Origin of the sequence: Mesorhizobium sp. SEMIA396, assembly GCF_024518615.1 — a bacterium.
Lineage (GTDB): Bacteria > Pseudomonadota > Alphaproteobacteria > Rhizobiales > Rhizobiaceae > Mesorhizobium.
The window spans coordinates 160,928-187,229 of the sequence record NZ_JANIFC010000014.1 but is presented as its reverse complement, the minus strand read 5'-3'; the positions used below and the strand labels follow the sequence as shown (position 1 = coordinate 187,229).

Here is a 26,302-nt window from a genome sequence, read left to right as displayed (position 1 = left end):
CAGCCCCACAGATTGCGCTTTATCCGGGCATGCCGGCGTCAGTCATGATCGTCACCGAGGAACGCACCGCGCTCGACTATGTGCTAGGTCCGTTGGTTGTGTCGTTCCACTCCGCCTTTCGCCAGAAATAATAGGAGTTCGCGCCTATTCTTCGCGCTGGCCAACTGGTGAACCGCCGCGTCGAAGCCTCTGCGAGCATCGCTTCGAAGGCGCTTCAGGTCCTCTTGTTGGTGGTCGGCCTCGGGCGCACAACTTCCAAATCAATCTTGTTTGGCAGGTCTGGCCCTGCACTCTTGATAGCGGTGGTCATTCGGTGAGCAGGCGGGATGATGACCATCCGGACGTGTCGTTCAGGCCAGAGCGGCTTCCCGAAAATCAGAAAAAAGACAGCTATCAGGATGATGACCAATCCCGCTGCAAACGCGTTCGCGATGATCTCACCAGGATGCATGCGCTCTCCATGAATGAGTACCCGCCACGCCAAGCGAGCCGTGGCGGGTAATCAACCAACCGACGATGAAGACAATGATCGACGGTCACATTTCCAAATGTGGAAAAGGCTCCGTTGTTTCATGGGTCAGACCTTTGCGCTTCCATGTTGGGCTTTAGTCGGATCCGAGCAAGAAGGTGGTAGCAGTGCCAGCGCGAAGGCCCGTCACTGACCAGCAATGACGGGACCTGCCCCGTCGGGACACTTGGCCCGGGGTCGCAAGCGAAGCTACGAACGATCTTAAGAGGCATTCCCACTGACACCGTCAGCAATCCCCCCGACATGAGGATGATGCCTGCTTGCCGCTGGTTCTCCAGAAGGGTCTTGGCAAGTGCCTCAACTCTGGGGCGCGCGCCCTGATAACCGGGCACGCCGTTCGACGGCACCTACTTGCTACCCGTGCGGCCATTTCAATCGAGGATGCCGGCCGTTCGCAAATTCGCGAGGAGTCTGGCAGGGGCATCATTGCAGCTGATAGAAGACTGCTCGGCCATGCTCAGCGAGCACCAGGCCGCTATTTCGGCAACCAAGGCCTCGCCTCCGTCAATGGACGCCGAAACAAGGTGTCCGTCGTTGCCCATGGCAATTGCAACAGTGCCGTCCGCGCCATATCCGATCGCCGCAATTCTTTGAAATCGCCGGTCGCCGTCGACACGGACGTCGAACAGCACCGAGCCGGCGGTCTTTTCCGCCGCGTCTTCCACGCGATCGGAAAACGGGCGATTCATACTGCCTAGATTTGACAGCGACTGTTCAAACAAGACGAGTTCCACGTACTGCGCATTCATGAAGCGACTATGAGCGCGCGGGAGCAGCCGGCAATCCTGCCGTCGCCATTTCACACAGGAAACCTAAGTTGGGAGGGCAATCGGATTTGACACAGGGCATGTCCTCACCCGAGTTCGTGTCTCCCGAACGTCGCTCCTTGAGTTGAAGGTTGCAACGGCATCGTCGAGGGCCGTGACTATGCCGATGTTCGTCCCTGATTTTCCGTGCCGCACCCGATGAACTATCTCGGATAGCTGGGCGCGATCGGTCGATACGCCAAGCCATTCGCGGGCGTTGCACCGGCCGGCCCCCGGGGTGGCACTCCCAGTGAGGAGGACCCAACCGCCCTCCGCACGAGCGGCAGAAGCGGCCGCTGGTCGAAGATTTCACCAAGAGTTTTGCTGGAGCCTTGCTTTCGCATCGTCAACAAGGACGAAGGCGAGCGCCAAAGTGCAGCCTTTCGGAACTTGGTGGCAGAGACCGGAAGCTTTTATGTAGCTTCGAAGTCTAAATTTAAGCAGTTCGTTCTAGGTTGACCGGTGGGCTTGTTGTCAAGGAAACGCAATTGGGTGGATCGGGCAGAGCAATTTTCAATTTCGAAGGCGCAAGAAAGGCAGTTTTTTCAACGGCCAACTTGCCGGCGGCAATTGCGGTCGCCGTGCTTGTGATTTGCGCGATTCTTGCCGACTTGCAGAACACGAAAGTCTCCGATCAGCTCGCGCGCGCCGAAGTCCAAGCCAAGGTCAATATCATCCGGGCCAAGCTCGAAGGCAATGTAAACGGTAACCTCCAACTCGTTCAGGGCCTGGTCTCGACTGTGGTTACGGAGCCGTATATGGGGCAGCAGAGATTTGCCTCCCTTGCCAGCAACCTGTTCCAACAGAAATCGCAGCTGCGCAACATCGCCGGTGCTCCCGATCTCGTCATCTCACTGATGTATCCCATGGAAGGCAACCAGAAGGCGATCGGGCTCGATTACCGAAAGAGCGAGGCGCAACGAACGGCCGCGCTTCGCGCGCGCGACCTTGGCATTCTTGTGCTGGCAGGTCCCGTCGATCTGGCCCAGGGAGGGCGGGGCTTTGTCGGCCGCATTCCCGTCTTTGTGCCGACGGCGGGCGGCGGCAGCCGCTTCTGGGGCATCATCTCGGCCGTCATCGATGTCCACCAGCTCTACGCGGCAAGTGGCCTGAATGACCCCGGGCTAGACATCGACGTCGCGCTGACGGGGACCGACGGGCTGGGCGGGGGCGGCAAACGTTTCTTCGGGGGAGACACTGTCCTCGCCGGCAAGCCAGTGTCGGCAGATGTGCAACTGCCTTCGGGCTCCTGGGTGATTTCAGCCATACCGAAGGGGGGCTGGCCAGCCACTCCAAAGAATGCCTGGATTTTGCGGGGGCTCATAGGCTTTGCCGGCGCGCTGGTGGTGCTGCCGATCCTGGTGGCCGGGCGGCTGTTTGGCGAGAGACAGAAAAACTATGCCGAGCTCAGACGCTTGTCCGGCCGTCTTGAGCTGGCTTTGGAAGCTTCTGGGATCGGCGTGTGGGAGCACGACCTGGCCACAAAAGAGCTGCTATGGGATCACCGCGTCAACCAAATCTACGGCAAGCCAGCCGATGGCAAACCGCGCGGCTATGACGACTGGGCTTCGGCCATTCATCCCGACGATTTCAACCGGGCGCGCCAGGAGTTCGAGTCGGCCGCAGAGAGGAAAGGACCCTATTCCTCGCAATACCGAGTCCTGCTTGCGGAGGGCGGCACGCGCCACGTGCGCACGCGCGCAGCCTTCTTCCAGGACATCGGCGGCACGCCAAAGATGATTGGCGCCGAGTGGGACGTGACCAGCGACGTGCTGCTCAACGAGACGCTCATGCGAGAGCGCCAGCTGTCAGAATCGAAAAATGCCGAACTTGAGGTCGCCAAAGCGCGTGTCGAGCATGTGGCTCTGCATGACCCGCTGACGGGTCTGCCCAACCGTCGCTATCTCGATGAGTTGCTTGCCGAAAACGGGGAAAAGGATACCCGTACGGCACTGCTGCATCTGGACCTCGACCGCTTCAAGCAGATCAATGATACGCTGGGCCACGCAGCAGGTGACGCTATGCTGGTGCACGCCTCCAAGGTCATCAAGGTCAACACGACTCCCGGTGATTTTGTTGCACGCATCGGCGGTGACGAGTTCGTTGTGGTGAGCCATGGGCGTGATGACAAACAACTTTCCGCGCTCGCCGACCGCATCATCACGCAGATGCGCCGGCCGGTCGATTTTCTGGGCAATCCGTGCCGGTTCGGAGTGAGCATCGGAATCGCCGCCGGAACCGAACCCAGGCAACTGCTGGTCAACGCCGATCTCGCCCTTTACCGGGCCAAACGCCGTGGTCGCAATCGCCACGAGTTCTTTGACGAAGAGCTGCAAAGCGAGATCGTGCGGACCAAGCAAATTGCCGACGAAATCCTGGGCGGGCTGGAGCGCGCCGAATTCACAACATACTATCAGCCGCAGTTCGACGCCCGCACGCTTGAGATCGTCGGAGTAGAGGCGTTGTCGCGCTGGAAGCATCCAACACGCGGCATCCTGGCCCCCCAAAGTTATCTTAAAGTGGCCGAAGAACTCAACGTCGTGGCAGTCATCGATCGCGCTGTCCTGGAACAGGCGCTAGAGAACTTCGAGCACTGGTCGAGCAGCGGTCTCAACATCCCGCACGTCTCGGTCAATGTCTCCGCCAAGCGCTTGGAGGACAAGGATCTGATCCATGGCTTGCGCAAGCTTGCCATCAAGAAAGGAACCCTTTCGTTTGAGTTGGTCGAGTCCATCTTCCTCGATGATAATGACGACCTGGTCACGTGGAACCTGGAGCACATAAAGGAACTCGGCATCGACATCGAGATCGATGACTTCGGCACCGGCCATGCTTCGATAGTGTCCCTGCTCAAGCTGCAGCCGCGCCGGCTCAAGATCGACCGTCAACTGATCACGCCCGTCACCCAGTCGATCCCGCAGCGTCAACTGGTCTCGTCCATCATTGAGATCGGCAAATCGCTGGGCATCGAAGTCATTGCCGAGGGTGTCGAGACGAACGACCACGCCCGCATCCTGAAGGAACTAGGCTGCGATATCCTGCAGGGCTATGTTTTTGGACGCCCAATGGAGGCCAAGGCTTTCACGGCGTTTGTGCAATCGCGCAAATGGTTGGCAGCGGGGTAAGGTCATGCCCGCTCCGTCAGAGCGCCGGTTCGCCAATGTGCTCCGCCCTTGCGTGCCGGCGAAGTGAGCCAAAGCAAAGGTTCCTCGTGAGTCAATTCGACCCGTGCCGAAAGAGGAACTTCAGGATCGCTTCGACGGCAGATCAAGGCGGGCGAACGCCTGACAATGCGCTTATGTGATTTCCCGGCGGCCCAGAGGGGCACCTATAGGCCGTTTCCTGAGAAACGCGCCAACAGCAAAACTCCAAGCAGGCGGCCCCGATTTTCGGCGGACACAGATGCAAGCAGCGCCCTTGCCAGTTCCTTGGCAAGGTGCGTCGCTCCTTCGCGAGCGGCGCCCGGTGGCGGGCTCCTGCTGATGATCTGCGGTAGAAGAAAGGGCTTGGCAATCACGATACTGTTTGGAACTTCCGCTGCCCAATGGCAGGCGCTGCCGCAATCAGCCGAGCCGACCATCGGATGCAAGGCGGGAGAGCAGGCCGCGGATCGAGAAACGCAGTCCCTCCGGCGCAAAGTCGAGATCGGGAGCCTGTCCGAACAGACTCGTCAATGCAGCGCGCATGTAGCGCGTCCCATATCCCACTCGCGAGGGTTCGACTACGGTTGGTCCTCCTGTTTCGGTCCATCTCAACGACAGCAATGGTTCCGAGTTCGACTCAATATTCCATTCCAGGCGTATTCTGCCTTCGGGGCGGGACAAGCCGCCATATTTGATGGCGTTTGTTGCCAGTTCATGAAGCGAGAGGGCGAGAGTTGTACCGGCATCGCGCGAAAGCAGCACCTCGGGTCCTTCGATCGTGATGGCAGTTTGATCCTTGGAAAGGTATGGCGCGAGGACCGATTTTGCTACATTCGTTAAGGCCACTGTCTCGCCACCGGCAGCAAAAACTGCAGAATGAACATCCGACAAGGCTCTCAATCTCCCTTTGAAGTCTTCTGCAAGTCCCTCTGCCGAGATCGCGCCGCGCCTGGTCATATCGAAGATGGATATGACGGTCGCCAGGATGTTTTTCACTCGATGATTTAGTTCAAGGCGTAGTTCCGTCTCCCGCTCAAGATAGTCACGCACGTCGCGCTGGCGAATTCTGGTGAGGAGTGCCGACTGGATTCCGCTTATCAGTTCGAGCGCAGCCACGGGACGCTGATAGTATATCTGACGCGAACGTGGCCAAGCAGCACTCAGCGCCGCTTGGATGCGTGACTGCTGTGCCGCGCGGTCCAACAAAACAACGATTGGAATTTCCGACCAATTCGGCTGCGCCTGAAGGAAACTTTCAACCGTTGCGATAGCCTGAGGATTCAAGGCTTCGTGAGTAACAACCAGCACTCCAGGGGATAGCGCAAGCAAACCCTCTAAGTCCTCGGGACTCGCCGCTAGAGCCCGTAGACCACGTTCTTGCAGCAGGGAAGCGGTGTAACCAGCATCCTTGCGGTAAGGCGCCAAGATCAGCACCCAATCCAGTGTTCCCAGCCCGTTTCGCTCGACGTCGTTCACGTCTCGGGCAGAGGATTGTAGGAAACGACGGAAACGCCGGAACTCGCGATGAACAGTTCCCGGACATCGAGATCGTGCGGGCCGTGGCGCTTCTTGACGACCGTGATGTTGCGCCTCAAACGGCCCTCATGCTCGGACATGCGCAGCAGAAGCACGGTGTCGCCGAGAAAACTAACGTCCACGTCGATCCCAACGTTCTGCCCGAGCAAACCATGCTGGGCGACAATGAGCATGGTCAGCACGTCAGCGCGCGCGAGATGTTTCAGGAGAGACTGGATGTCCAGAACCGCCTTTTCCCGGTGGGGAAGAGAATTCAGATAGCCGGTGAAGCTGTCAATCACGACAACCCGGGTATTGTTGCGACTGACGACTTGCTGCACAATCTGGCCGAACTCCCCAGGCGAGATTTCGTTGGGACTAAAATCGTAGATGACAAGTTGGCCATCCTTGTGGAACTGCCGAAGATCCATCCCAAGGCCCTCGGACCGGCGAAAGAAAGTCTCCAGTCGCTCCTCAAACAGGAACAGGGCCACGCTTTCGCGGCGCTGAAGCGCGGCAGTGGCGTAAAGCGAAGACATCGTCGACTTGCCTGTTCCCGACTGACCAATCACGAGCGTTATGGTTCCCGATTCCTGGCCGCCGCCGAACATCTCGTCGAGAGCGTCTACCCCTGACTTGATCAGTTGCGGCTTGGTCACTTCGGGAGGCGACCCTGGCACAATCCTCGGAAACACCACAACGCCCTCGCCCTCGCGAATGGCCATATCGTGATAACCGTCAGCAAACGGCACGCCGCGCATCTTGCTGACTTCAATGCGCCGGCGCACGCCGCCGTAGTCCTCGAGAGATTTATCAAGCCGGATCACGCCGTGGGCAATGCCCTCGATTTCCTCGCCGTTGTGATCGCCTCCGCTGGTCTGGGTGTCGAGCAACACCGCCACAATGCCCCGTTTGGCAAGGAAGGCCTTGAAGCCAATCAGTTCGCGCCGGAACCTCGGTGTGTCACCGGTAATCAGCCGGATCTCGAGCAGCGAGTCATAAACAAGCCTGTGGGGTTTGTGTTCTTCGATCGCGCGTTCAATCGCCTTGCGCGTTTCATCCAATCGAAGGTCGGCAGTCTGGAAAATCGTCTGATCGGCCGCGCCACTCAGGGTCTCCGAAGCGGACAATTCCTCAACACGAATCCCATCAAGCGTCCAGCCGTGTGAAGACGCAATCGCCTGCAGTTCGGCGGCGGTTTGCGAAAGGCTGACATAGATGCAGCGTTCACCGGCTGCCACACCGGCGCGCAGGAACTGCAAGGCCGCGGTCGTCTTGCCTGCGCCTGGATCGCCTTGCACGATGTAGAAGTTGGAAGCGGGCAATCCACCGCGAAGAATTTCGTCCAAGCCGGCAATGCCGGAACTTACAACGGGCTGCTTCTTTCGCTCGGTCATTCCGCCCTCGTCTCCAAACAGGAATCGTAAGCCGCCATAATCATAGGTTCGAAGTAGAACCTGGGTAGACCGACCGGCGGCCCGACCCCAGTATCTGGAATTCCAGTTTCTGTAATGGCCGCGCCGCCGTCAGGCAAGTAGCTCGTTGCAGGCCACGGCAATCACGGCCTGTGCCACATAAGGACGCACGCCTTCCCCTCGTCTGTGGAACCATCCGAGACGCCAGCAGTTTCATGAAGTTGACAGATGAACGGATGGGGTATGATTCAAGGGACCGTCGATAAAGCCGATGAGGATCGCTACCGCGTTCTCGTCGAGGCCGTTACCGATTATGCGATCTATATGTTGAACCGTTCGGGAACCGTGACGAGTTGGAACGCGGGGGCAGAGCGGTTCAAAGGCTATTCCGCGAGCGAGATCATCGGTCAGCATTTCTCGTGCTTCTACACGCAGGAAGATCGCGAAGCTGGTCTTCCATCGCGGACTCTGGAGACAGCAGCCCGCAATGGCAAATTTGAAACCGAGGGCTGGAGAGTGCGTCGCGACGGGAGCCGTTTCTGGGCTCATGTTGTGGTTGATCCTATATTCGATCCAAGCGGCAAATTAACCGGCTTCGCAAAAGTCACCCGTGATCTTACCGAGCGCAAGAAAGCGGAGGATGAAATCCGGAGAGGTCAGGAGCAGTTCCAGCGCCTGGTTCAGGGCGTGACGGACTACGCGATCTATATGCTTGATCCTGAAGGCGTAATCACGAGCTGGAACTCGGGTGCAGAACGCATCAAAGGTTACTCGGCCGACGAAATAGTCGGCAAGCACTTCTCGCAGTTCTACACGCCCGAGGATCGCGAGCGAGGCACTCCGCAAAGCGCCTTGGAAATCGCTGCTCGCGAGGGGCGAGTTGAGCGCGAGGGCTGGCGGATACGCAAAGACGGTACTGCGTTCTGGTCCCATGTGGTCATCGACGCCATTCGGCACGAGGATGGCGAACTCCTGGGTTTCGCGAAGGTTACGCGGGACATAACGGAACGGAAGAAGGCGCAGGAGTCATTGGATCAGGCACGCGAAGCCCTTTTCCAGTCACAAAAAATGGATGCGATCGGTAAGCTGACGGGCGGTGTCGCTCACGACTTCAACAATCTGCTGATGGCGGTTCTGGGTAGTCTTGAGCTGCTGCGCAAACGGCTACCTGACGATCCACAATTGCTGCGTCTTCTGGATAATGCCGTGCTCGGGGCGCGACGGGGAGCGTCGTTGACGCAGCGCATGCTGGCTTTCGCGCGGCGGCAGCAACTCGATCCGAAGCCTGTCGATTTGATTGAGCTCATACATGGAATGAAGGAGCTCTTGGAGCGATCGCTGGGCTCAAGAGCGACTATCGAGACCAAATTTCCGCTCTCGCTCGATCATGTGATGGTGGATGAAAGTCAAATCGAACTCGCATTGCTCAATCTGTGCGTCAATGCCAGGGATGCGATGCCTGACGGCGGAACGATCGTCATCTCCACTCGGATGGAACAGGTCGGCGAAAGCAAAGAGGCAGGCTTGGCCCCAGGCCCATACGTCTGCCTCTCGGTAGCAGACGCTGGCGAAGGAATGGACGAAGAAACACTAGCTCGGGCGACAGAACCGTTCTTCACCACAAAAGGCGTTGGCAAAGGCACGGGTCTCGGTCTGTCTATGGTACATGGGATGACAGAACAAATGGGCGGGCGCCTGACGCTTAGGAGCCGCAAGGGAGCAGGGACGACGGCGGAACTGTGGCTGCCGGTCGCCACCGCGAGCTCGGAAGTCGCGCGCGGGCCGGATGTTCTTGCCGAGGAAGCCATTGAGACGGCGTCGCTGCGGATCCTGGCAGTGGATGACGATGCCCTGGTCCTTTTGAATACCGCGGCAATGCTCGAGGATCTCGGCCATACTGTCGCGGAGGCGCATTCTGCGGCGGCAGCCCTCAGGCTTTTGGAGGAGCACCCGTTCGACCTCGTTATAACGGATCATGCTATGCCGAAAATGACGGGCCTGCAGCTATCGAATACGATCAAAGTCCAGTGGCCGCACGTACCCGTCATTATAGCAACGGGCTACGCCGAACTCCCGGGGACTCGCGACATCAAGATTCTCAGCAAGCCGTTTACAGAAGAAGAATTGGCGAACGCAATAGCAACCGCTAATGTTGCGTAGGGTGGCCTGAGAGACAACCCCTTTGAGTTCCTTGATGCGTCAAGCTCGGATAAAACCCTCCAATATTTTTCTCTGTGCCGAGAGTACTTGCGAAGCGGCAACCTGCTCAGCGGTCAGAAGGGAGGTTTCTATGGAAAGTGTACGTTCAAGCAGCCGATTCGTGAGAGAGGACGGCTTCGTTCTTCGAAAGATCGCTCTGGTCTCCTGCCCTACCAGCCTATGCCGCACTTAGCTCCCGGATCTAACTGTTTGCAAGGATTGGGAACCCGCGAGGCGTTGTTCTCGCAGTCCGCGCAGTCAAGCAGGAGTGCGGACAGGCCTACCCAGCCGCGAAACAGAAAAGCCCCGGCGCTGGATCTGCACCGAGGCTAAGGGCATGTACGAGCTACCTAGCATGTCCGAGTTTCAACCTCCGCTAATATTGTAAATGAATGGTGAACTGTGCGCACCGACTTCACCCGGTTGTGTTTGGCGTCCCTGTGGTTCGCGAAGGGCCGAATATGCTCCACCAGTAAGCTGGAATTTGCTGGCGAGATCGCCGACCTCGTATTCCTCGTCGCCCGAAACGCGGTCTCGATCACGAAAATCACGCCTGCTTTTGTCATCTGGCATGGTTGTCCTCCTGAGCGGAGCAGCGCAAGTGGCGCCGGTTCCACGTAAGGGTGGCCAGCGCTTGTCGCAGAGTTGGCCCTGCGCCGGCTTGGTTCTGCCCGCACGGGATCCTTTGTGGAGGCTATTGATCTTGTGTGGCCTCGATCAGACGCCGAATCCTGCCCGACCGCTCGATGTTTTGGGCCACCATCTTTTCCGAGCGCTCAATCGCGAGCTCGGCCCGTTCGAGGCGCTGCTTGGCACTGGCGACTTCGGCCGCCATCGCGATTCCCCGGCCTTTCGTGATGTTTGTCATGGGATTGAAACACCGGGAGGGCGGAATCGTTCCTTGAGCCGGCCAAGCGGCGCTCCAGCGATTTCAGCCGCTGGATCAAGATAACGCTCCTCAAGGTGCTCCGGAGCTGCCCAAGCGTCTGGTGCGTTCCTTTGCAACTATTTTAGCCTCTTCTAATTTAAAGTCGGTCAGTCCGAGTTAGCGTATGTTGAAGTTCATCCGGCCGATGTTCCCCACGCTTGTCGAGGTGCCGCCGACAGGGGACAACTGGATTCACGAAATCAAATATGACGGCTATCGTACCCAGGTGATTGTTGAGGACGGCAAGGCCAGAGCGATCACGCGAAGGGGCTACGACTGGTCATCGACGTACAAGACGATTGTCGAGGCGGCGGCAACCATTCCGAAGTCGGCAATCATCGACAGCGAGGCAATCGTCCTTAACGAGAAAGGCGTGTCGGATTTCCATTCGCTGCGGTCGGCGATGCGATGGGCGCCGGATCGGATCATCTTCGTTGCCTTCGATCTGCTGCACCATGACGGCATCGACCTGCGCCCCGAACCATTGCTGGCACGCCGGGAAAAGCTGCTCGAACTCGTCAGGCCTGCCAAGGGCGTGATCCAGTACAGCCACCATGTGCATGGCGGCGGGGATGACTTCTACGCCGCGGTTGACCGCATGGGCCTAGAGGGCATGGTGTCGAAGCGGCCTGACAGCGTCTATCGGTCAGGCGACACCGAAGCGTGGCTGAAAACGAAATGCTATGAGGAAGTCGACTTTGAAGTTGCAGGCGTGCAGCGAACGCCCAGTTCGGCTCCACTCGCCTTGATGGCAACCCGCGATGCGGAACGCCGCTACGTCGGCTCGGCAAACATCGCCCTGACCAAAGCCATGCGCGAACGCCTCTATGCCAAGGTGCAAGAGGGGAAAGGCGCGCCACCGAGGGGCGCCGACAAGCCCGATGCCGAATGGATCAAACCTGGCCTTGTCGGACGCGTGAAGACCCTCAAGCGCGAAAATAAACTACGCCACGCCACGCTGCGGGCGATCCGGGAGGCAAAGGCATGACGCATCGCCCACGATGCACATCTCGGGATCGACCGGTGCGGGGGTGGCCGGCGCCTGTGGCGGGTTTGTTGGGACGTTAGGCGCCGGCCGGGCGGGCGGGGTGGGCCGCCGCAAGCACAAGCTAATATATCCCCGACTCTTATGCCTATGGTGCTATCGCGGAATGGCCTGACGGGCAGTCTAGGCCAACAGGATTAATTGCTGCGCTTTCATTCTGCCAGTAGCTTGCAGGCCTGGTCATTTAGCCCACCTTTGTGCCCAGATGGGTCGGCACGCTCACCGTTACCGGTGCGTGGTAACTTGATCGTGCCGACCTCACCTTTGACACATGGAACCGATGCCCCTGTGGCAACCGAAGAAACTGGCGAACGCGCCGCATTGAAGCTCGTCCGAATGGCTACGAGCAGGTATGCCCGCCCGGCGTGCTGCCATCTGAGGAAGCCCTCCTTGGTCTCTACGGCCCCGAACCGATCCACGAAGGCGAAGCTCTGCCCAGGCGATTATTGAGACCGTCGAGGGTCTGACGAAGGAAGCCCGCCGCTGAAGGACACTGACAGCGACGGGCCTTGCACCAGAGCTTGGACTTGTCTCAACCAAGCACATTTCCAACTTCGGTTGCGAAAGCTTGTTCCAGCCCTACGAGAAAGATTTAGCGCTAGCCGACGTCTGACGAAGTAGGCCGCCCGTCACTGGACTTCAGGGAAATCAGTGACGGGCCTCTGCTCGGGTGTTTCAACGAGGTGTCCTTACATTTGATGGCAAGCAACTGCCCACGGAGGGGCCCCTTGCAGTCTTCTCAGGGCGCGCCAGAGCTGAGTTCGCGATGCGGACGGCAAAAGTCAAGCCGCTCGGGAAAGACACAGCTTGGCACATGGCCGCGCGGGCGGCGGAATACGATGCCGACGCGAGAGTCATCGAAGGGATCATCCATCGCCAAAGATCATGACGAACAGCATCGTTAGTCGGTAGAGATAGAGGCCGCTTAAGGTAGCGCAGTTTCCGGCCCATCCTTGCATGCGCTGGCGTCTCGGAACACACGCCGGCGCCTCCAAAGAAATTTTGTACGATTTTTACCAAGCGCCGCCTTGTACGCAAATGATAATGACCGTTGCTGGCTTTGGAGCCATTCTTCAGCACTCAAGATCAGTATTATTCAAAGGACGTTCATATGAATTTCCCCATCGGCGGCGCGCAACCTATTTTCCCTGAGGAACTGGGCACGCTGAGGATTGTATTCTCGCAGCTTTGTGAGGAACACGAGATTCTAACCACTTCTGTTGAGGCCGGGGAACTCGCCTCAGAGTTGGTCCGACTGTTTCAAACAGGCATCAAAGACGAGACTGTGCTGATGGTCTTGATGCGCGCCAGGTTGAACCACCGGCAGGCCCAGTCCGTAGGCTAGTCTTGCAACCACAGCCGTATGGAGGAAAATTATGTTGTACCCTGGTCACTGCCTTGGTCCGTGCGAGATTGAAATGTTGTCTCGCATTTGCCCGACTGTGTGCGACGAGAGCAAATTGCCGCTTACTTCGCCCGATGCCGAAAAAGCGGCTTCTCACCTGCTAAAGCTCTTTGTGAACGGCCTTACCCGCGAGGAGGAACTGGTTGATGCGGCCAGGAACCGTATGAAATGGCTGCCTCGAGCTCATGCTTTTCAAAAGGCGACGCTGCCGCACTTCCAAGCCGTTAGTCAGCAGCAAGTGGCTTAGCCGGTTTACGAATGCGGGCAGCTCATTTTTCACGCAGCCCCTGCCAGGCCGAGTTGAGCCAGGAATTTCGAAACTCCGCTGAGCACATTGGTTCGTGGGGCCTCGAACTTGTAGCGGTACGAGGACACCTCAACCGGCTGATGGATAGCCCCAAACTGGTACGCTACCTCGCTCATCATTTTCCAAAGCAACTCGCTCAATTCCAAGGCGTTTTGGAAACGGCTTGAGTTCCCAGTGCGGCCGCAGGCGCCGCGCCGGCTGCCTAGCGTCGTTCTCTAGCCGCCCTCTGAGAAATCTCATCCTTTCGCAGGAGCGGTGGAAAAGGCCGCGATAATCGCCTCGAGCGACACGCTCAGAGCATTCGAAAAGGTCCTGCCCTTCTGCCAAATCGCGACGTAATGATAAAGAGCTGACGGTTCCACCGGTTTTGCTTCGAGGTTAAACGCTTCGTATTCACGCGCAATGATTTCATTGGTTATGGAAATGCCCAGGCCAGCCGAAACGTATCCGGCCTCGTGACCGTTGCAGTCGAATTCCACCAGTATGTTCGGCTCAACGCCGGCGAAGCGCAACGCATTGAAGTTCATCTGGTGGGCGGCGAACTGGGGATCGATATCGACGATCGTTTCGCCAGCCAGGTCGTGCGCCTGGATACAGGTCTGTTGTGAAAAGCGGTGGTCGGGATGAAAGATGCACACGTTGCGCGCCGACCCGAGCGGCGCCCATTCAAACAGGCGTGGGTCCAGCGGCAATCTCGAGATCCCCAGATCCGCGCGACCGGCCAAGATGTACTCGCCGATCTGGTCGTAGCTTCCAGAAATTGACCGGACGTTCGGAGAGCGACACGGGAAAGCCCTCCGGCGCTCTCTCTGACCGGACGGGCTCAAACCCGTCGCGCCCGCCCTCTCACTCTGACCACCGCACACAAAAAGGCCCGGCGCTCTTGCAAGTGCCGGGCAGCCAGATCATCCGCGAAGCCGAGGCTATTCCGCGGCGTCGAGTTGCTGCTCACTCTTCTCGTCGCCCCGACTGTCTTCGTCGTCACCGGCGAGAAAATCGGGCAGCGCTTTGTCTGCCTCGTCCGCGTTTGACGCGCCCTCGGCATCGAGGTCGATGAGCCGCAGCGGTTCGGGCAGCCAGCCACTGTCGGCCAGCAGCCGCTCCGCCTCTTTGGCCATGTCGTCCTTCTTGAGGTGGTCGATAAGCTGGGCGGCGCTCTCGCCTTCACCCTCGCGAACGGCCTCGATAATACGTGCCTTGGTGACGCGCCCGAGATAGTTGCCGACCGTCGGCCGCCAACCGGCATCGACCATGTCGAGGCCGACTACCCGGGCCAGGTGATCGGCCTCAGTGAGACGCTCCTGCACGCCATGTGCCGAGATAGCGCCGTTCCCATAGCGATCGGCCTTTTCATAAAGGGCGTTCACGCCGAAGGATGCACAATGGGCAAAAAGCGCGGCTCGCTCGTCGTCAGTAAGCGCCGCAAGCGCATCCCAGAGGTCGTCGACCCCCCCAGGCAAACGGGTTTCCCAGGCCGCGTGGCGGACTTCGACCGCGTGCGCGTAAGGCGTGTCGCGAAGCTCGGCAGATTGGGCCGAGAAAACCGTGCCGCGGACAGAGACTTCCATCGCGACACCCTGTGATCTGTAGCGGGAAAACACGTCGCGCACGAACTTGTGGAGCACGGCAAGGTAGGCGATCGCCGGATCGTTCGCGAGCTTGTCGCGTAGCGCCAGCGTGCGCTCGGCGGTCAGTTCCATGATCAGGCGATCCGGCAAGGGCTTGATGCCATCCTCCTCATCATCCTGCGGCTGAGCTGGCTGGCCGCCGATGGTAATTACCGCCCGCTGGACCGACGTCGCCCCATCGTCGGTTCCCCCGGCCCCGAAGTCACTCTCGCCATCGGGCGCAACGGAAGCTTCGTCCTCCGGCTTCACATAGCCACGCTCGACGAGAAGCGATCCATCGGCGTCAACGCTGAGAAAGACACCCGCTTTTGCAATGTCGACCGGATCGAAGTGGACGGGGCGCGCCTCCAGCGCACAAATGGCGGCTTCAAGCTCGCCAAACCGCTGGTCGATCTCATCGGGCAACTCGTCCGCCTCTTCGTATTCCGCCTGCAGCTTGTCGAACTCGTCACGCAGCGCCCCGAGCGTTGCCTGCTCCTCGTCGGTCAAGTCAACGGGCGTGCCGTGGAGTTCACGCAAGCCGTTCGCGGCGCCGTAGGGAAAGCTCACCGCGACCTCGATCCACTTCCAGCCCTCATTGGCAATTTCATCAGCCGTGAGCTGGAGCTTTTCGGCGACAAGACGGTCGAGCAGCAGCGCGTCTTGGAGCCATCCGCCGTCATCCGACTGGAAGAGGTCACGCAGCACCTGGCCGCCAGCTGCCTCATAGGCATCGAGCCCAACGAACACGGAACGCTTGTCGGAAGCGCGGACAGTGTTCTCCGTCAACATGCGGCGAATCTGGTATGGCTCTTTCGACCAGCTGTTGTTGATCGCCTCCCACACTTGCTCCTGTTTTGCGTGGTCGTCACTGACCGAGAACGCTTCGAGTTGAGCGATCGTCATTCCGGCGTCGGCATAGACATCGAGCAGCGCCGGCGACACGGCGGTGAGCTTCAGGCGCTGCTTGACGATGGTGACGGAGATGAAGAAAGCGGCGGCAATCTCCTCCTCCGACATGCCCTTGTCGCGCATGTCCTTGAACGCGCGATAGGCATCCAATGGATGAAGTGGGACGCGATCGATGTTCTCGGCCAGCGAAACTTCCTCCGCCAGGACAGCGTTGTTGCCCATGACACAAGGAACGGGTGCGGTCCTGGCAAGCCGCTTCTGGCTCACGAGCATTTCGAGAGCGCGGTAGCGGCGACCGCCGGCCGGCACCTCGAATATGCCTGTCTCGTCGCCGCCGGCATCGAGCAGGGGACGAACATGGAGGCTCTGGATCAGGCCCCGGCGGGCGATCGAAGCCGCCAGATCCTCGATCGAGACGCCGGCCTTGATGCGCCGGACGTTGCTCTGGGCGAGCACCAACTTGTTGAAAGGGATGTCGCGCGAGGACGACAAGGTGATCTTTTGAACGGCAGTAGCCATGGTGTTTTCTCCGCGACGGTGGCCGAGAGCCTCTCTCTCGACCCAAACCCGTCATGAAATACCGGCACCCCTCTCACTCTCCTGGCCACCGAACCGGGAAGCCGGCGAAGCGCGGTCCGACTCCGGTTCTGCGTGGCTCACCACGCCGCTTCCCGTTTGTCGTTCGCCGCTGCCGCGGTGGCTTGCTGATCCACGCCAGGCTGGAAGCCGAGGATGAATTCGGCGGCCTTCGAGGCGGCGCTGGCGGCACGGACAATGGCGCGATTGTCCTCGCGCAGGACCGCCAGCCACGAGCCGATGTAGTCGGCATGGCGCACCGTCGGCACGATGGCGAGAGAAGCGCAGACAAAGGCCCCGGCCATCTCAGCCACCAGTTCCTCCCGCGCGTAGGATTTCGAGCCGAAGGAACCGGCCATATCACGCCCGAGGCGGGAGGAATGACCCGACCAATGCCCCAGTTCATGGAACGCGGTACGGTGCCAGTTGATGGGTTCGAAATAGGCGGCTGGCGGCGGGACCTGCACGAAGTCGCTCGCAGGGCTGTAGAAGGCGCGGCTGCCTCCGATCCGAAAATCCGCGCCGGTGGCCCGGATCAGCGCCTCTGCTTGCGGTTCGATCATGCCCGGCGGAGGCGGTGGTGCGACGGCGGCGACGTCCTCCGGAAGGTTCTCGCATTGATCGGCGTTGAAGACTGTGAAGCGTTTGAGGAATGGGACCGGCTGTGCTTCGTGCCCGCTCTCGCGGGCTCGGTTACGCTCATCGTCGGGCACGAAGCGGTCGGCGTAGAAGATGGTCGTCCCATGTTCTCCGTTCCTGACGTTGCCGCCGAGCCCAAGCGCCTGGCGGAATGTCAGCCAGCTCTGGCCGGTAAAACCGTGCTCGATGACCGCGCCCCACAGGATCAGAATGTTGATGCCGGAGTAGCGACGGTGGGTCGACGCGTTTTCCGGCATGGCGAGCGGCGCCTTTGCCGCCGCCGTGCCCCAGGGCTGCACCCATGGAATGCGTCCGGCTTCCAACTCGGCGATGATCTTGTCGGTGATTGCCGTATAGAGGCCTGGCCGGTCGTTGCCGGAACGGGCGCTAGCGGTGTTTCTGGGCATCGCGGTTCTCCGCGACGGGCGCCAGGAGCCTCTCTCCCGACCTTCAACCCGTCACGGCAAACCCGGTCTGCACTCTCACTCTCATCGACCCGTCTCGGTACCCAACGGCGGCAGGAAGTAGCATCGGCGTGGCCGATCTCACGTCAGGCATGGAAGCCCGTATGGGTGAAGGCCGTCGCAAATTGGTGCCCCACATTATAGCGCGTGTGCTTGGCTTTGGCGTCGACCGGCCCAGCATGCCGCTTGTTGGCAAGTGGTTCTTTGTCAAGGACGGCCAGGCGCTGGGCGCGGCTTTCCGAAGATGGTCTGATGAGCCTGACCTTGAGCGAGCCACGGCGATGTCATCACCGACAAACCGCGCGATGCTCAAGCAGATCGCGAGATTTCGGGCATAGCGGAAAATCTCGCGATGGTGGCGCCGCAGCCAAGCCGCGTTATTTGTTATAAGTCATCAACTGACTGAAAGCGTGGGCAGCCATGTGCAACGACTATGAGCAGCATATCGCCTGGGCCGAATATTGCAGGATGATGCAATTGCTGGCGCTCGACATTCCCACCCATCAAACCGAACTGGATTTGCCGCAGGCGGATGACATCCGCATCAGTGATCCCGCCCCGATCATGCGCGCCGCCGGCGACACGATCGAACTCACGCGCATGACCTTTGCCTTTCCGCCCTCCGGGCCCAAAGGCGGGCCGATCTTCAACTTCCGCTCGGAAGGACGGAACTTCTCCAACAGCAAGCGCTGCCTTATTCCGGCGTCGGCTTTCTTCGAATTCACCGGAAAGAAGTCTCCAAAGGCTAAGCATCGCTTCACGCTCAACGGCGCCTCGTTCATGGCGATCGCCGGCCTGTGGCGCGATGGCGAAGGCAACAAGCCCCCGACGTTCGCTATGCTGACGACGGAACCCGGCCCGGACGTGGCGCCCATCCACAATCGCCAGATTGTGGTTCTGCGCCCGGACGATTGGGCGGCATGGATCTACCTCACGAAACCCGAGGTGGAGCTGTTGAAGGCCCTGCCGGCCGGGTCGCTGGCGGTAGAAACCGTGCGACAAGGAAGCGACTAGCTCAGATGCCGGTGCGTTTTGCGCAAACACGGAAGATTCTTAGCGGCATCGCTGCGGCAATTGCGGCCCCTCGAGATCGCGGCTCGGGCCAAAGCGTCAGCACCTCGTTGTCATTGATTGCCGAGTGGCCACTTCCGCCATCAGCCACGCTTGGCTCGTCGGTGCGCACGAAAGGTATCGAGCGTGAAATACGTGCCCGCCTGCCATGGGCGGTGAGGAAGTACATCAAAGCCGAGACGGGTCGCATCACATTGCGGATGCGCGAAGACGATGCCGAAGAGTTCGAGGCCGCCTCGAACAAGATCGCCAAGACCCTGGAAACCATCGAAGTACTCCCGGTCCTGCCGCGCGAGGCGGAGGACATCCTCGCAATTTCTTCGCGTGAGCGTCACAAGTGGCTGAAAGACGGACGGCTGCAAAGCATTGGCACCCGCACCGTGAAGATGCGCGGTCGATCCAAGGCCGTCACCTTCCACGTGTTCGATCCCAAGCACATCGAGGACATCCTTGATCGTGATCTGCCAAGCCTTTGGCGCGAAGAAGACGCGCAGCAAGTTACAGAGAACAGGCGACGTGGCGCCGGCAAGGCTGCCCTGACGCGGGCGGGAAAGGGTAGCGAGAAGGTTCGCGGCGCCGGGAATAACCCCAGAGATGACGCTCCCCGGCCCAAGTTGAAGGGCTGGGACGCGTTCGACGACGAGGGCCTGCTCCGTTAGATCCGCCTTGTAGCCACTCGCGCGTCCAGAATGGACCCTGAGCGAAAGCTAACCGGGAGCCGAAACGATCTGCAGTCGCGATTGGCCGGTCCCGAACCATTCCATGCTGAAGGAGTTCTTCAAGCCGACAACAGCCCGTTTTTGAGGATGGCCAATGTTCGACAACTTCGTGCTTGAAATGATGGAAACCGAGGGCGGGCCGACAAGGCTTCGGCATGGCGGATCTGGGCCGCCTCTGCTTCTGATCCATGGCCATCCTCTCGCGCATATGACGTGGGGCCAGGTCGCGGACTTGCTGTCAGCAGATTTCAGGATCGTGTGCCCCGACCTTCCGGGCTTCGGTCGCTCCTACGTACCGGCCGATGACCCCGAGAGCAGGTTCTCGTCCAAGCGGGCAAAGGCTTCGGCGCTGGTGGAGGTGATGGAAAGGTTGGGCCACCACGCTTTCTTCGTCGCCGGGCATGATCGTGGAAGTCTGGTCGCTTTCAGAATGGCGATGGACCATCCCGACCTGGTGCGAAAGCTGATTGCCGTGGATGGGTTGCCAGTTATCGAGCATCTGGAACGGGCCGACTGGAACTTTGCCCGCGATTGGTACCACTGGTTCTTCTTTGCTCAACCCGAGAAGCCGGAACGGGCCATCCTGGCAGACCCGATGGCATGGTATAGTGACTTGCGGCCAGATGAGATGGGACACGATGCCTATGACGAATTGGTTTCATTCATCCACGATCCAGCCATCGTCCATGGCATGGTCGAAGACTACCGCGCTGGCATAAGGATCGACCATCGCCACGACCGCGAAGATCGAGATGCCGGCAGGAGGTGCGCTGTCCGATGCTCTGTCTTTGGTCACTCGACGACGATTTGGAGCAGATTTATGGCGATCCGGTTGCCATCTGGAAGCACTGGGCCGACGACGTGGGGGGCTACGGAATCAGGAGCGGGCACCATGTCGCCGAAGAAAATCCCGCCGCTCTCGCAGCAGCGTTCAAGGCCTTTCTCTGAAAAATGACAGAAGCACCGATTGAGCGATCGCCCATGCGTGTCGACGAACCCAGCCATTGTTCGGCAGACCCGTTCTTGCACCGCCCTATTTGAAATCCCGTGTCTTCACCTTGATCTGGTCGATGTGCAGATAGGGATCGATAATATTCCGCGGCCTCGGCCCCTTCGGCATGCCGCGCGGATCGGGCGTCGGGCTGCCATGATGGAATTCGTCGCCGCGGCCATGCGGCAGGGGAAAGGCAGACTCACGATCGCCAACGCTGGCCAGATCGGCGGAAAGATCGCTCAAACGATGAGCGACAAGATGGACCACCTCGCCTTCCCTTTGGATGCGACCATAAACGCCAATCATGCCGGCGCCGAGCACGACCCTGCGATATTTTTCGAAGACCTTGACCCACACGACCAGATTGGCAATGCCCGTCTCATCCTCGATTGTGATGAACATGACGCCCTTGGCCGAGCCAGGTCGTTGGCGGACCAGCACGAGGCCAGCCGCCTCCAGCCAGTGCCCGTCGCGCGCCTGCATGGCCTCGCGACACGAGACGATGCGCTTGCGCCCCAGGTCGGCGCGCAGGAAGGAAACAGGATGGTCGCGCAGGGTCAGTCCAACATGTCCATAGTCCTCGACCACTTCGCCGCCGGCGGTCATCGCACGCAGCGCGACAAGGGGCTCCTGGATCTCCGATACCGTCCGCTGCTCGCGGCCGGAGGCCGCCGCAAACAGTGGCAGCGGTTCGTCGCGCAGTGCCTTGATCGCCCACAGGGCCTCACGCCTCGCCAGCAATAGGGATGGTTGGAAAGCGTCAGCCTGGGCGAGTTCAACCAGAGAGGCAGCAGGAACACCGGCGCGGTGCCAGAGGTCATCCACCGACGCAAAGGGCTGGTCTGCGCGTGCGATGACAATGGTCGCAGCATCGGCGTTGGCAAGACCCCGGACCATGCGCAGACCAAGCCGGACAGCGAACCGACCGTCATCGGCGGTGGGCTCGAGCGTGCAATCCCAACGCGAGGCGTTGATGCAGACAGGGCGCGCTTCGACGCCATGGTCACGTGCATCGCGAACGATCTGCGCCGGCGCGTAGAAGCCCATCGGCTGAGCGTTGAGAAGAGCGGCGCAGAAGACATCGGGGTGATGGCATTTCATCCAGGACGAGGCGTAGGCGATCAGGGCGAAGCTGGCGGCATGGCTTTCGGGAAAGCCATAGCTGCCGAAGCCTTCGAGCTGCTTGAAGGTCTTTTCGGCGAACTCGCGCTCGTAGCCGTTCTTCACCATGCCGCCGATCAGCTTGGCGCCGAAGCTGGAAACGCCACCGGTGTGTTTGAAGGTCGCCATGGCGCGGCGCAACTGGTCCGCTTCGCCTGGCGTGAAGCCGGCGCATTCAATCGCCACCCGCATCGCCTGCTCCTGGAACAGCGGCACGCCCAGTGTTTTTCCGAGCACCTTTTCCAGCTCTGGCTTGCGATAGACGACGTCTTCCTTGCCTTCACGGCGGCGCAGATAGGGGTGCACCATGTCGCCCTGGATGGGACCCGGCCGGACAATCGCCACTTCGATGACGAGATCGTAGAAAGTACGCGGCTTGATGCGCGGCAGCATCGACATCTGGGCGCGGGATTCGATCTGGAAGGTGCCGAGCGTATCGGCCTTGCGGATCATCGCATAGGTGCGTGGATCCTCGGCAGGGATCGTCGCGAGATCAAGAGTGATGCCCTTGTGCTCGGCCAGCAGATCGAAACCGCGCTTCATGCAGGACAGCATGCCGAGCGCCAGCACGTCCACCTTCATGAACTTCAACGCGTCGATGTCGTCCTTGTCCCATTCGATAACCTGACGATCCTTCATCGCGGCTGGCTCGATCGGCACCAGATCGTCGAGCCTGTCGCGGGTCAGGACGAAGCCGCCCGGATGTTGCGACAAATGCCGCGGCGCGCCGATCAGCTGCCTGGCCAAGTCCAGCGCCAGACGCAGGCGACGGTCGCCGAGGTTGAGGTTCAGCTCCTCGGCATGTTTCGGCTGGACGCCTTCGTCCGACCAGCCCCACACTTGCGAGGACAGCATCTTGATGAGGTCTTCGGGCAGTCCAAGCGCCTTGCCGACATCGCGCAAGGCGCCCTTCGAGCGATAGCGGATGACCGTCGAGCAGAGCGCGGCGTGTTCGCGGCCATAGGTTTCGAACACCCATTGCATGACGATTTCCCGACGCTCATGCTCGAAATCGACATCGATGTCAGGCGGCTCACGCCGCTCCTCCGAGACGAAGCGTTCGAACAGCAGGTCATTGCGGTCGGGATCGATCGAGGTGATGCCGAGCACATAGCAGACGGCGCTGTTGGCTGCTGATCCCCTGCCCTGGCAGAGAATGCCCTGGCTGCGGGCAAAGCGAACGATCGAGTTGACCGTCAGAAAATACGGCGCGTATTGCAGCTTCTCGATGAGCTGCAACTCGTGCCTGAGCGTGCCAACGACCTTGTCCGGCACGCCCTCGGGAAAGCGCTCCGTCGCGCCCTCCCAGGTGAGTTTCTCCAAGGCTTGCTGCGGTGTCAGACCCGGCAGCATCCGCTCCTCGGGATATTGATAGGCAAGCTCGTCCAATGAGAACCGGCAGCGCTCGGCGATCTCGATCGTCCGCGTGAGCGCTTCGGGGGAGCGGCTGAACAGCCGTGCCATTTCATCGGGCCGCTTCAGATATCGGTCGGCGTGCCGCTCGCGCCGAAACCCGGCATCATCGATCATCACATTGTGCCGGATGCAGGTGACGACGTCCTGCAGGATGCGCCGTGACGGTTCGTGGAACAGGACATCATTGGTGACAACCGTTGGCACGTGCGCCTGTCCGGCAAGATTGGCCAGATCGTGCAGCCGCAGCGCCTCGTTGGGACGGCGCCGCAACGTCAGCGCCATATAGGCGCGATCGCCAAATGCCTCGCGCAACCGCCTGAGCCAGAGCGCGCATTCGTCGTCGGCCTGGTCGGGCACGAGCACTGCAAGGAGCCCCTCGCCATAGGCGACAACGTCAGCCCAATGCAGCACGCATTTCGCCTTGCCGCCACGCTTCTTGCCCAGCGACAGCAAGCGGCACAGCCGCGAGTAGGCCGCGCGACCGGTCGGGTAGACCAGGATGGAAATCTCTTCCACCAGATCCAGCCGGCAGCCGACGATCAGCCTGACGCCGGTTGCCTTTGCAGCCTCGTGCGCGCGGACAATGCCGGCCAGACTGTTGCGATCACAGATGGCAAGGGCGGGCATTCCCATGCTGGCTGCTTGCGCGAACAGTTCCTCACAGGAACTCGCGCCCCGCAGAAAGGAAAAATGCGAGGTGCATTGCAGCTCGACATAGCACGCGTTCATCCGAAGATGCCGTGCAGGAACCAGCGATGCGAGCCGGTCGCGGTATCCTCGCCGTCGCCTGCGCGATAAATCCAGAACCGCTCGCCGGCTTCGTCCTCGACCTGGAAATAGTCGCGCACGGCAGTTAGCTCGGCGTCGCGCTTCCACCATTCGCCGAAAACCCGCTCGGGACCATCGGCGCGCTTGATCCGTCGACGGATGCCTTTCCAGGTGAAGCTCGCCGGAGGATGGTCCGGTAGCAGCGCAATGGCCTCGATCGGCTCCGGCACGGCAAACAAGCGAGCCGGACGCGGCCAATGGTCTGGCCATGCGTCGCCGGTCTCAGCGGATGCAGCGGCTACACGCCGGAAAGAACGCTCGGGCACATCGCTGGCAACCGGGGTAAACCGATAGAGCTTTTCCTCACCGACACGGTTGCCGAGTGTGTCGATCAAATCCGAGATGTCTGCATCCCGTTGCTCGATCAGCGACGAAACGGTCTGCCTGGGGGCGAGTGATTCCGCCAAGGGCGCGGACAGGCGCATCAACTCGATGCCGAAACCCGGATCGACCATCTCGATCTTGTCGCAGAGCAACCGTGTCAGCCGCTTCACATCGCGGACAGGCAAGGCCATGCCGACGCGAACGGCTTCGATGCGGTTGTCGACGCGGTAGAGCAGCAGGTCGAGCCGCCGGGCCCCGAGGCCCTTGGTCTCGAGATCGACACACAGCGCTTGAACAAGCTTGCCGACATAGCGCGCGATTGTCTCGGCCGCACCGATGGGCTCGCCAAAGGCACGTTGGACTTCGACCACATCCGCTGATCGCACCGGCTCAATCGGCTCGGCGAGGCGTCCAGCAGCCTGGTCAAGCCGGCGGCCGAGTTCCGGCCCGAAGCGCAACGTCAGTGGCGCGCGCGGCTGCTGCAGAAGCTCGCCTACCCTGTCGAAGCCGAGAACCCGCAAACCCCTGACGATTGCGTCGGGCAACCGCAGTGCCGCGATGGGCAGTGGAAGAATCGCATCCTGCGTTGCGTTGACGGCGACCACGCTGACGGTCTGCTTCACGTATCGCGCCACCGCATGAGCAGCACCCCAGCTATCCGCTATGGCTGCGCGCGCCGAGAAGCCGACCTTGCCGAGATGTTCGACCATATCGGCCAGCATCAAGCGTTCACCGCCATGAAGATGATCGGCGCCCGTGGTATCCATCACCAATCCGTCGGGAGGTTCTGCTGCGACAATCGGCGCGTACCGCCGCAAAGCCCACAGGGCCAACCGATCCAATGCCTGCGCGTCTGCTTCAGGTTCGGCATCCATGACCGCCAGCCCCTGGACGAGGGCCTGTGCCTTGGTCGCGGGCATTCCGACGCGCAGGCCCGCTTCCAGTGCCGCGCGATCCACCGCAGTCACCAGGCGACGATTACCGTGCCGCCCGACCAGCACCAAAGGCTTATCCGGTGGCGGCGAGACGTCGCCCAATTTCCTTTTGAGCCGGTCGGTCGACCAGCTTGGAAGGAATAGCGAGACGACCCTTGGCATCACAAGCCTCCACTTCGATATCGAGTGTTTCCCCTCCACGAGACCGGATCAGTTCAAGTTGCCATCGCGCCCGACCAACGCCGGGCACAGGCAGCGGTCGCGACGGCAGCACGGAAACCCGCCAGCGGGTGACAGACGCCGTCGGCTGCCCGAAATCGGCGGCTTCGGTCTGGCGGCGCCAGCGGCGGATGGCGATGCCCATCGCGCCGGAGCCTTCCGATGCCAGTTGCAACCGGCGCGAGGAAGTCATGGACAGGCGCGCCACTTCCGCGACCACCGCTCCAAGACCGACATGCCGCAGACCTTCCTCGAAGCAGGCGAGCAAGGATTTGTCGTCACCGGCTTCAACATAGATCACCCGGTCGGGATGCAGTCCGACCTGTGCGATTGCCGGCGCAAACAGATCCTGGCGCGTCACGCACCACAGCACCTTGCCTTGCGTCCTCGCTGCAATCCCGGCTGCAAAAAGCGACGCTGCAGCGCCATCGATCGCTCCATTGCCGCCGCCGGCAACTTCATGAAGTGCGCCAAGCGCCACACCCCCGCCTGGCAGATGACTGTCGATCGAGGAGATTCCGAATGGGAGCACCGCTCTTTTGCGCGCATTACCGCCTTCGAGACGCGCAATGCGACCTCGCAGATCGGAAATAGCAGCGTTTGGCGTCGATGCACTCATCTGTCCCCTGAACGCGACATGCTGGCGGAATGTTCCTCATTTGTTCCCTTCCTAATAAAGAGTCAATGGCATGGCGAGGTGGTGCCGCGGAAGAAATTTTGTCGCGACCGCCCGGTGGCACCGAAAGAACCGTTTGCCAGCAGGACGAGGCGTCGAGGCCACCTGTCCTGTTGGGATGTTCGCGCCGGCGGTTGGCGGCGCACAAGGAAAAACGGCGTATAAACCGCAGTCCCGCGCGCGCCCGCAATGGCGGACATTGTCGCGCGCGGGACGGAGGAAATTCGCCCCCGCCGCGGGCGGTTAACAGGACAGCCGTAGGAGCGTCAGCATAGCGCCGGCCGCAGGACGGGACGCGGGACCGACTGTCCCCGTCCGCAGTGGTCCGTGTAGCAGCGGCCATGAATGCAGTTGCGTTGGGATTGAGCACGAAGCCTCAACCGATTGCCTGATGTACGCTATCCTATTGAAAAAACTACCCTATTTCCAAGCCATCAGGAGTCTATTGACACCTTTGTTCTTATTTTGT

20 protein-coding genes and 1 pseudogene are annotated in these 26,302 nt (G+C 60.4%); 9 read left to right on the top strand and 12 right to left on the bottom strand.

Annotated features, from left to right (window positions below):
- Positions 1-214: 214 nt before the first annotated feature.
- On the bottom strand, positions 215-451 hold the full coding sequence (locus tag NP503_RS28735; RefSeq protein WP_127272447.1) for a hypothetical protein: 237 nt from the start codon (positions 449-451) through the stop codon (positions 215-217).
- A gap of 449 nt (positions 452-900) precedes the next feature.
- Complete coding sequence (locus tag NP503_RS28730) at positions 901-1,251, bottom strand: hypothetical protein (protein WP_236383564.1); 351 nt, start codon at positions 1,249-1,251, stop codon at positions 901-903.
- Between the two features lie 572 nt (positions 1,252-1,823).
- On the opposite strand from NP503_RS28730, the gene NP503_RS28725 reads away from it, so the two are divergent.
- Complete coding sequence (locus NP503_RS28725) at positions 1,824-4,460, top strand: EAL domain-containing protein (protein WP_127272448.1); 2,637 nt, start codon at positions 1,824-1,826, stop codon at positions 4,458-4,460.
- 438 nt (positions 4,461-4,898) lie between these two features.
- On the opposite strand, the gene NP503_RS28720 is transcribed toward NP503_RS28725, so the two are convergent.
- Together NP503_RS28720 and NP503_RS28715 are read right to left on the bottom strand one after the other, a co-directional pair.
- The gene (locus NP503_RS28720; protein ID WP_127272449.1) at positions 4,899-5,954 is read right to left on the bottom strand and encodes an HWE histidine kinase domain-containing protein; all 1,056 of its coding nucleotides are present in this window, start codon (positions 5,952-5,954) and stop codon (positions 4,899-4,901) included.
- A complete protein-coding gene (locus NP503_RS28715; protein WP_127268868.1) occupies positions 5,951-7,390 on the bottom strand; it encodes an ATPase domain-containing protein in 1,440 nt (479 codons plus the stop codon). Before NP503_RS28715 ends, NP503_RS28720 begins: the two co-directional genes overlap by 4 nt.
- A 246-nt stretch (positions 7,391-7,636) precedes the next feature.
- On the opposite strand from NP503_RS28715, the gene NP503_RS28710 reads away from it, so the two are divergent.
- A complete protein-coding gene (locus NP503_RS28710) occupies positions 7,637-9,568 on the top strand; it encodes a PAS domain-containing sensor histidine kinase (protein ID WP_127268870.1) in 1,932 nt (643 codons plus the stop codon).
- A gap of 405 nt (positions 9,569-9,973) precedes the next feature.
- Here NP503_RS28710 and NP503_RS28705 read toward each other — a convergent pair whose 3' ends face one another.
- Together NP503_RS28705 and NP503_RS28700 are read right to left on the bottom strand one after the other, a co-directional pair.
- The gene (locus NP503_RS28705) at positions 9,974-10,180 is read right to left on the bottom strand and encodes a DUF3606 domain-containing protein (protein ID WP_127268872.1); all 207 of its coding nucleotides are present in this window, start codon (positions 10,178-10,180) and stop codon (positions 9,974-9,976) included.
- 121 nt (positions 10,181-10,301) lie between these two features.
- The gene (locus NP503_RS28700; RefSeq protein WP_164748842.1) at positions 10,302-10,475 is read right to left on the bottom strand and encodes a hypothetical protein; all 174 of its coding nucleotides are present in this window, start codon (positions 10,473-10,475) and stop codon (positions 10,302-10,304) included.
- 184 nt (positions 10,476-10,659) lie between these two features.
- Here NP503_RS28700 and NP503_RS28695 point away from each other — a divergent pair, with 184 nt between their 5' ends.
- The 3 genes from NP503_RS28695 (at position 10,660) to NP503_RS33460 (ending at position 13,459) form a co-directional block, all read left to right on the top strand.
- Positions 10,660-11,523, top strand: a complete 864-nt coding sequence (locus NP503_RS28695; RefSeq protein ID WP_127268874.1) for an ATP-dependent DNA ligase — start codon at positions 10,660-10,662, stop codon at positions 11,521-11,523.
- Between the two features lie 1,168 nt (positions 11,524-12,691).
- Positions 12,692-12,925 (top strand): hypothetical protein, encoded by a 234-nt coding sequence (locus NP503_RS28690; RefSeq protein WP_127270415.1) that lies wholly within the window; start codon positions 12,692-12,694, stop codon positions 12,923-12,925.
- A 318-nt stretch (positions 12,926-13,243) separates the two neighbouring features.
- Positions 13,244-13,459 carry a plasmid partitioning protein RepB C-terminal domain-containing protein gene (locus NP503_RS33460; RefSeq protein ID WP_372958892.1) on the top strand — a complete coding sequence of 72 codons (216 nt, stop codon included), beginning with the start codon at positions 13,244-13,246 and terminating at the stop codon, positions 13,457-13,459.
- Between the two features lie 69 nt (positions 13,460-13,528).
- On the opposite strand, the gene NP503_RS28680 is transcribed toward NP503_RS33460, so the two are convergent.
- From NP503_RS28680 to NP503_RS28670, 3 genes are all read right to left on the bottom strand, one after another.
- Complete coding sequence (locus tag NP503_RS28680; protein WP_236383364.1) at positions 13,529-14,158, bottom strand: LysR family transcriptional regulator substrate-binding protein; 630 nt, start codon at positions 14,156-14,158, stop codon at positions 13,529-13,531.
- A gap of 57 nt (positions 14,159-14,215) precedes the next feature.
- Entirely contained in the window at positions 14,216-16,330 is a 2,115-nt protein-coding gene (locus NP503_RS28675) for a ParB/RepB/Spo0J family partition protein (RefSeq protein WP_127270413.1), read from the bottom strand.
- A gap of 137 nt (positions 16,331-16,467) precedes the next feature.
- Entirely contained in the window at positions 16,468-17,433 is a 966-nt protein-coding gene (locus NP503_RS28670; RefSeq protein WP_127266535.1) for an ArdC family protein, read from the bottom strand.
- 128 nt (positions 17,434-17,561) lie between these two features.
- Between NP503_RS28670 and NP503_RS28665 the strand changes: the two genes are divergently transcribed.
- From NP503_RS28665 to NP503_RS28650, 4 genes and pseudogenes are all read left to right on the top strand, one after another.
- Positions 17,562-17,828 (top strand): hypothetical protein, encoded by a 267-nt coding sequence (locus tag NP503_RS28665; RefSeq protein WP_127266534.1) that lies wholly within the window; start codon positions 17,562-17,564, stop codon positions 17,826-17,828.
- A gap of 82 nt (positions 17,829-17,910) precedes the next feature.
- Positions 17,911-18,504, top strand: a complete 594-nt coding sequence (locus tag NP503_RS28660) for an SOS response-associated peptidase (protein ID WP_127266533.1) — start codon at positions 17,911-17,913, stop codon at positions 18,502-18,504.
- A 5-nt stretch (positions 18,505-18,509) separates the two neighbouring features.
- Complete coding sequence (locus NP503_RS28655; RefSeq protein WP_236383365.1) at positions 18,510-19,220, top strand: hypothetical protein; 711 nt, start codon at positions 18,510-18,512, stop codon at positions 19,218-19,220.
- 154 nt (positions 19,221-19,374) lie between these two features.
- Positions 19,375-20,228, top strand: a pseudogene (locus NP503_RS28650) (alpha/beta fold hydrolase).
- A gap of 85 nt (positions 20,229-20,313) precedes the next feature.
- Here NP503_RS28650 and NP503_RS28645 read toward each other — a convergent pair.
- From NP503_RS28645 to NP503_RS28635, 3 genes are read right to left on the bottom strand one after another with little or no spacing between them, the layout of a single operon-like run.
- Positions 20,314-23,580 carry an error-prone DNA polymerase gene (locus tag NP503_RS28645; protein ID WP_127266532.1) on the bottom strand — a complete coding sequence of 1,089 codons (3,267 nt, stop codon included), beginning with the start codon at positions 23,578-23,580 and terminating at the stop codon, positions 20,314-20,316.
- Positions 23,577-25,100, bottom strand: coding sequence for a DNA polymerase Y family protein (locus NP503_RS28640; RefSeq protein ID WP_127266531.1), 1,524 nt, complete (start codon positions 25,098-25,100; stop codon positions 23,577-23,579). Before NP503_RS28640 ends, NP503_RS28645 begins: the two co-directional genes overlap by 4 nt.
- Positions 25,012-25,776, bottom strand: coding sequence for an ImuA family protein (locus NP503_RS28635; protein WP_127266530.1), 765 nt, complete (start codon positions 25,774-25,776; stop codon positions 25,012-25,014). Before NP503_RS28635 ends, NP503_RS28640 begins: the two co-directional genes overlap by 89 nt.
- Positions 25,777-26,302 lie beyond the last annotated feature (526 nt).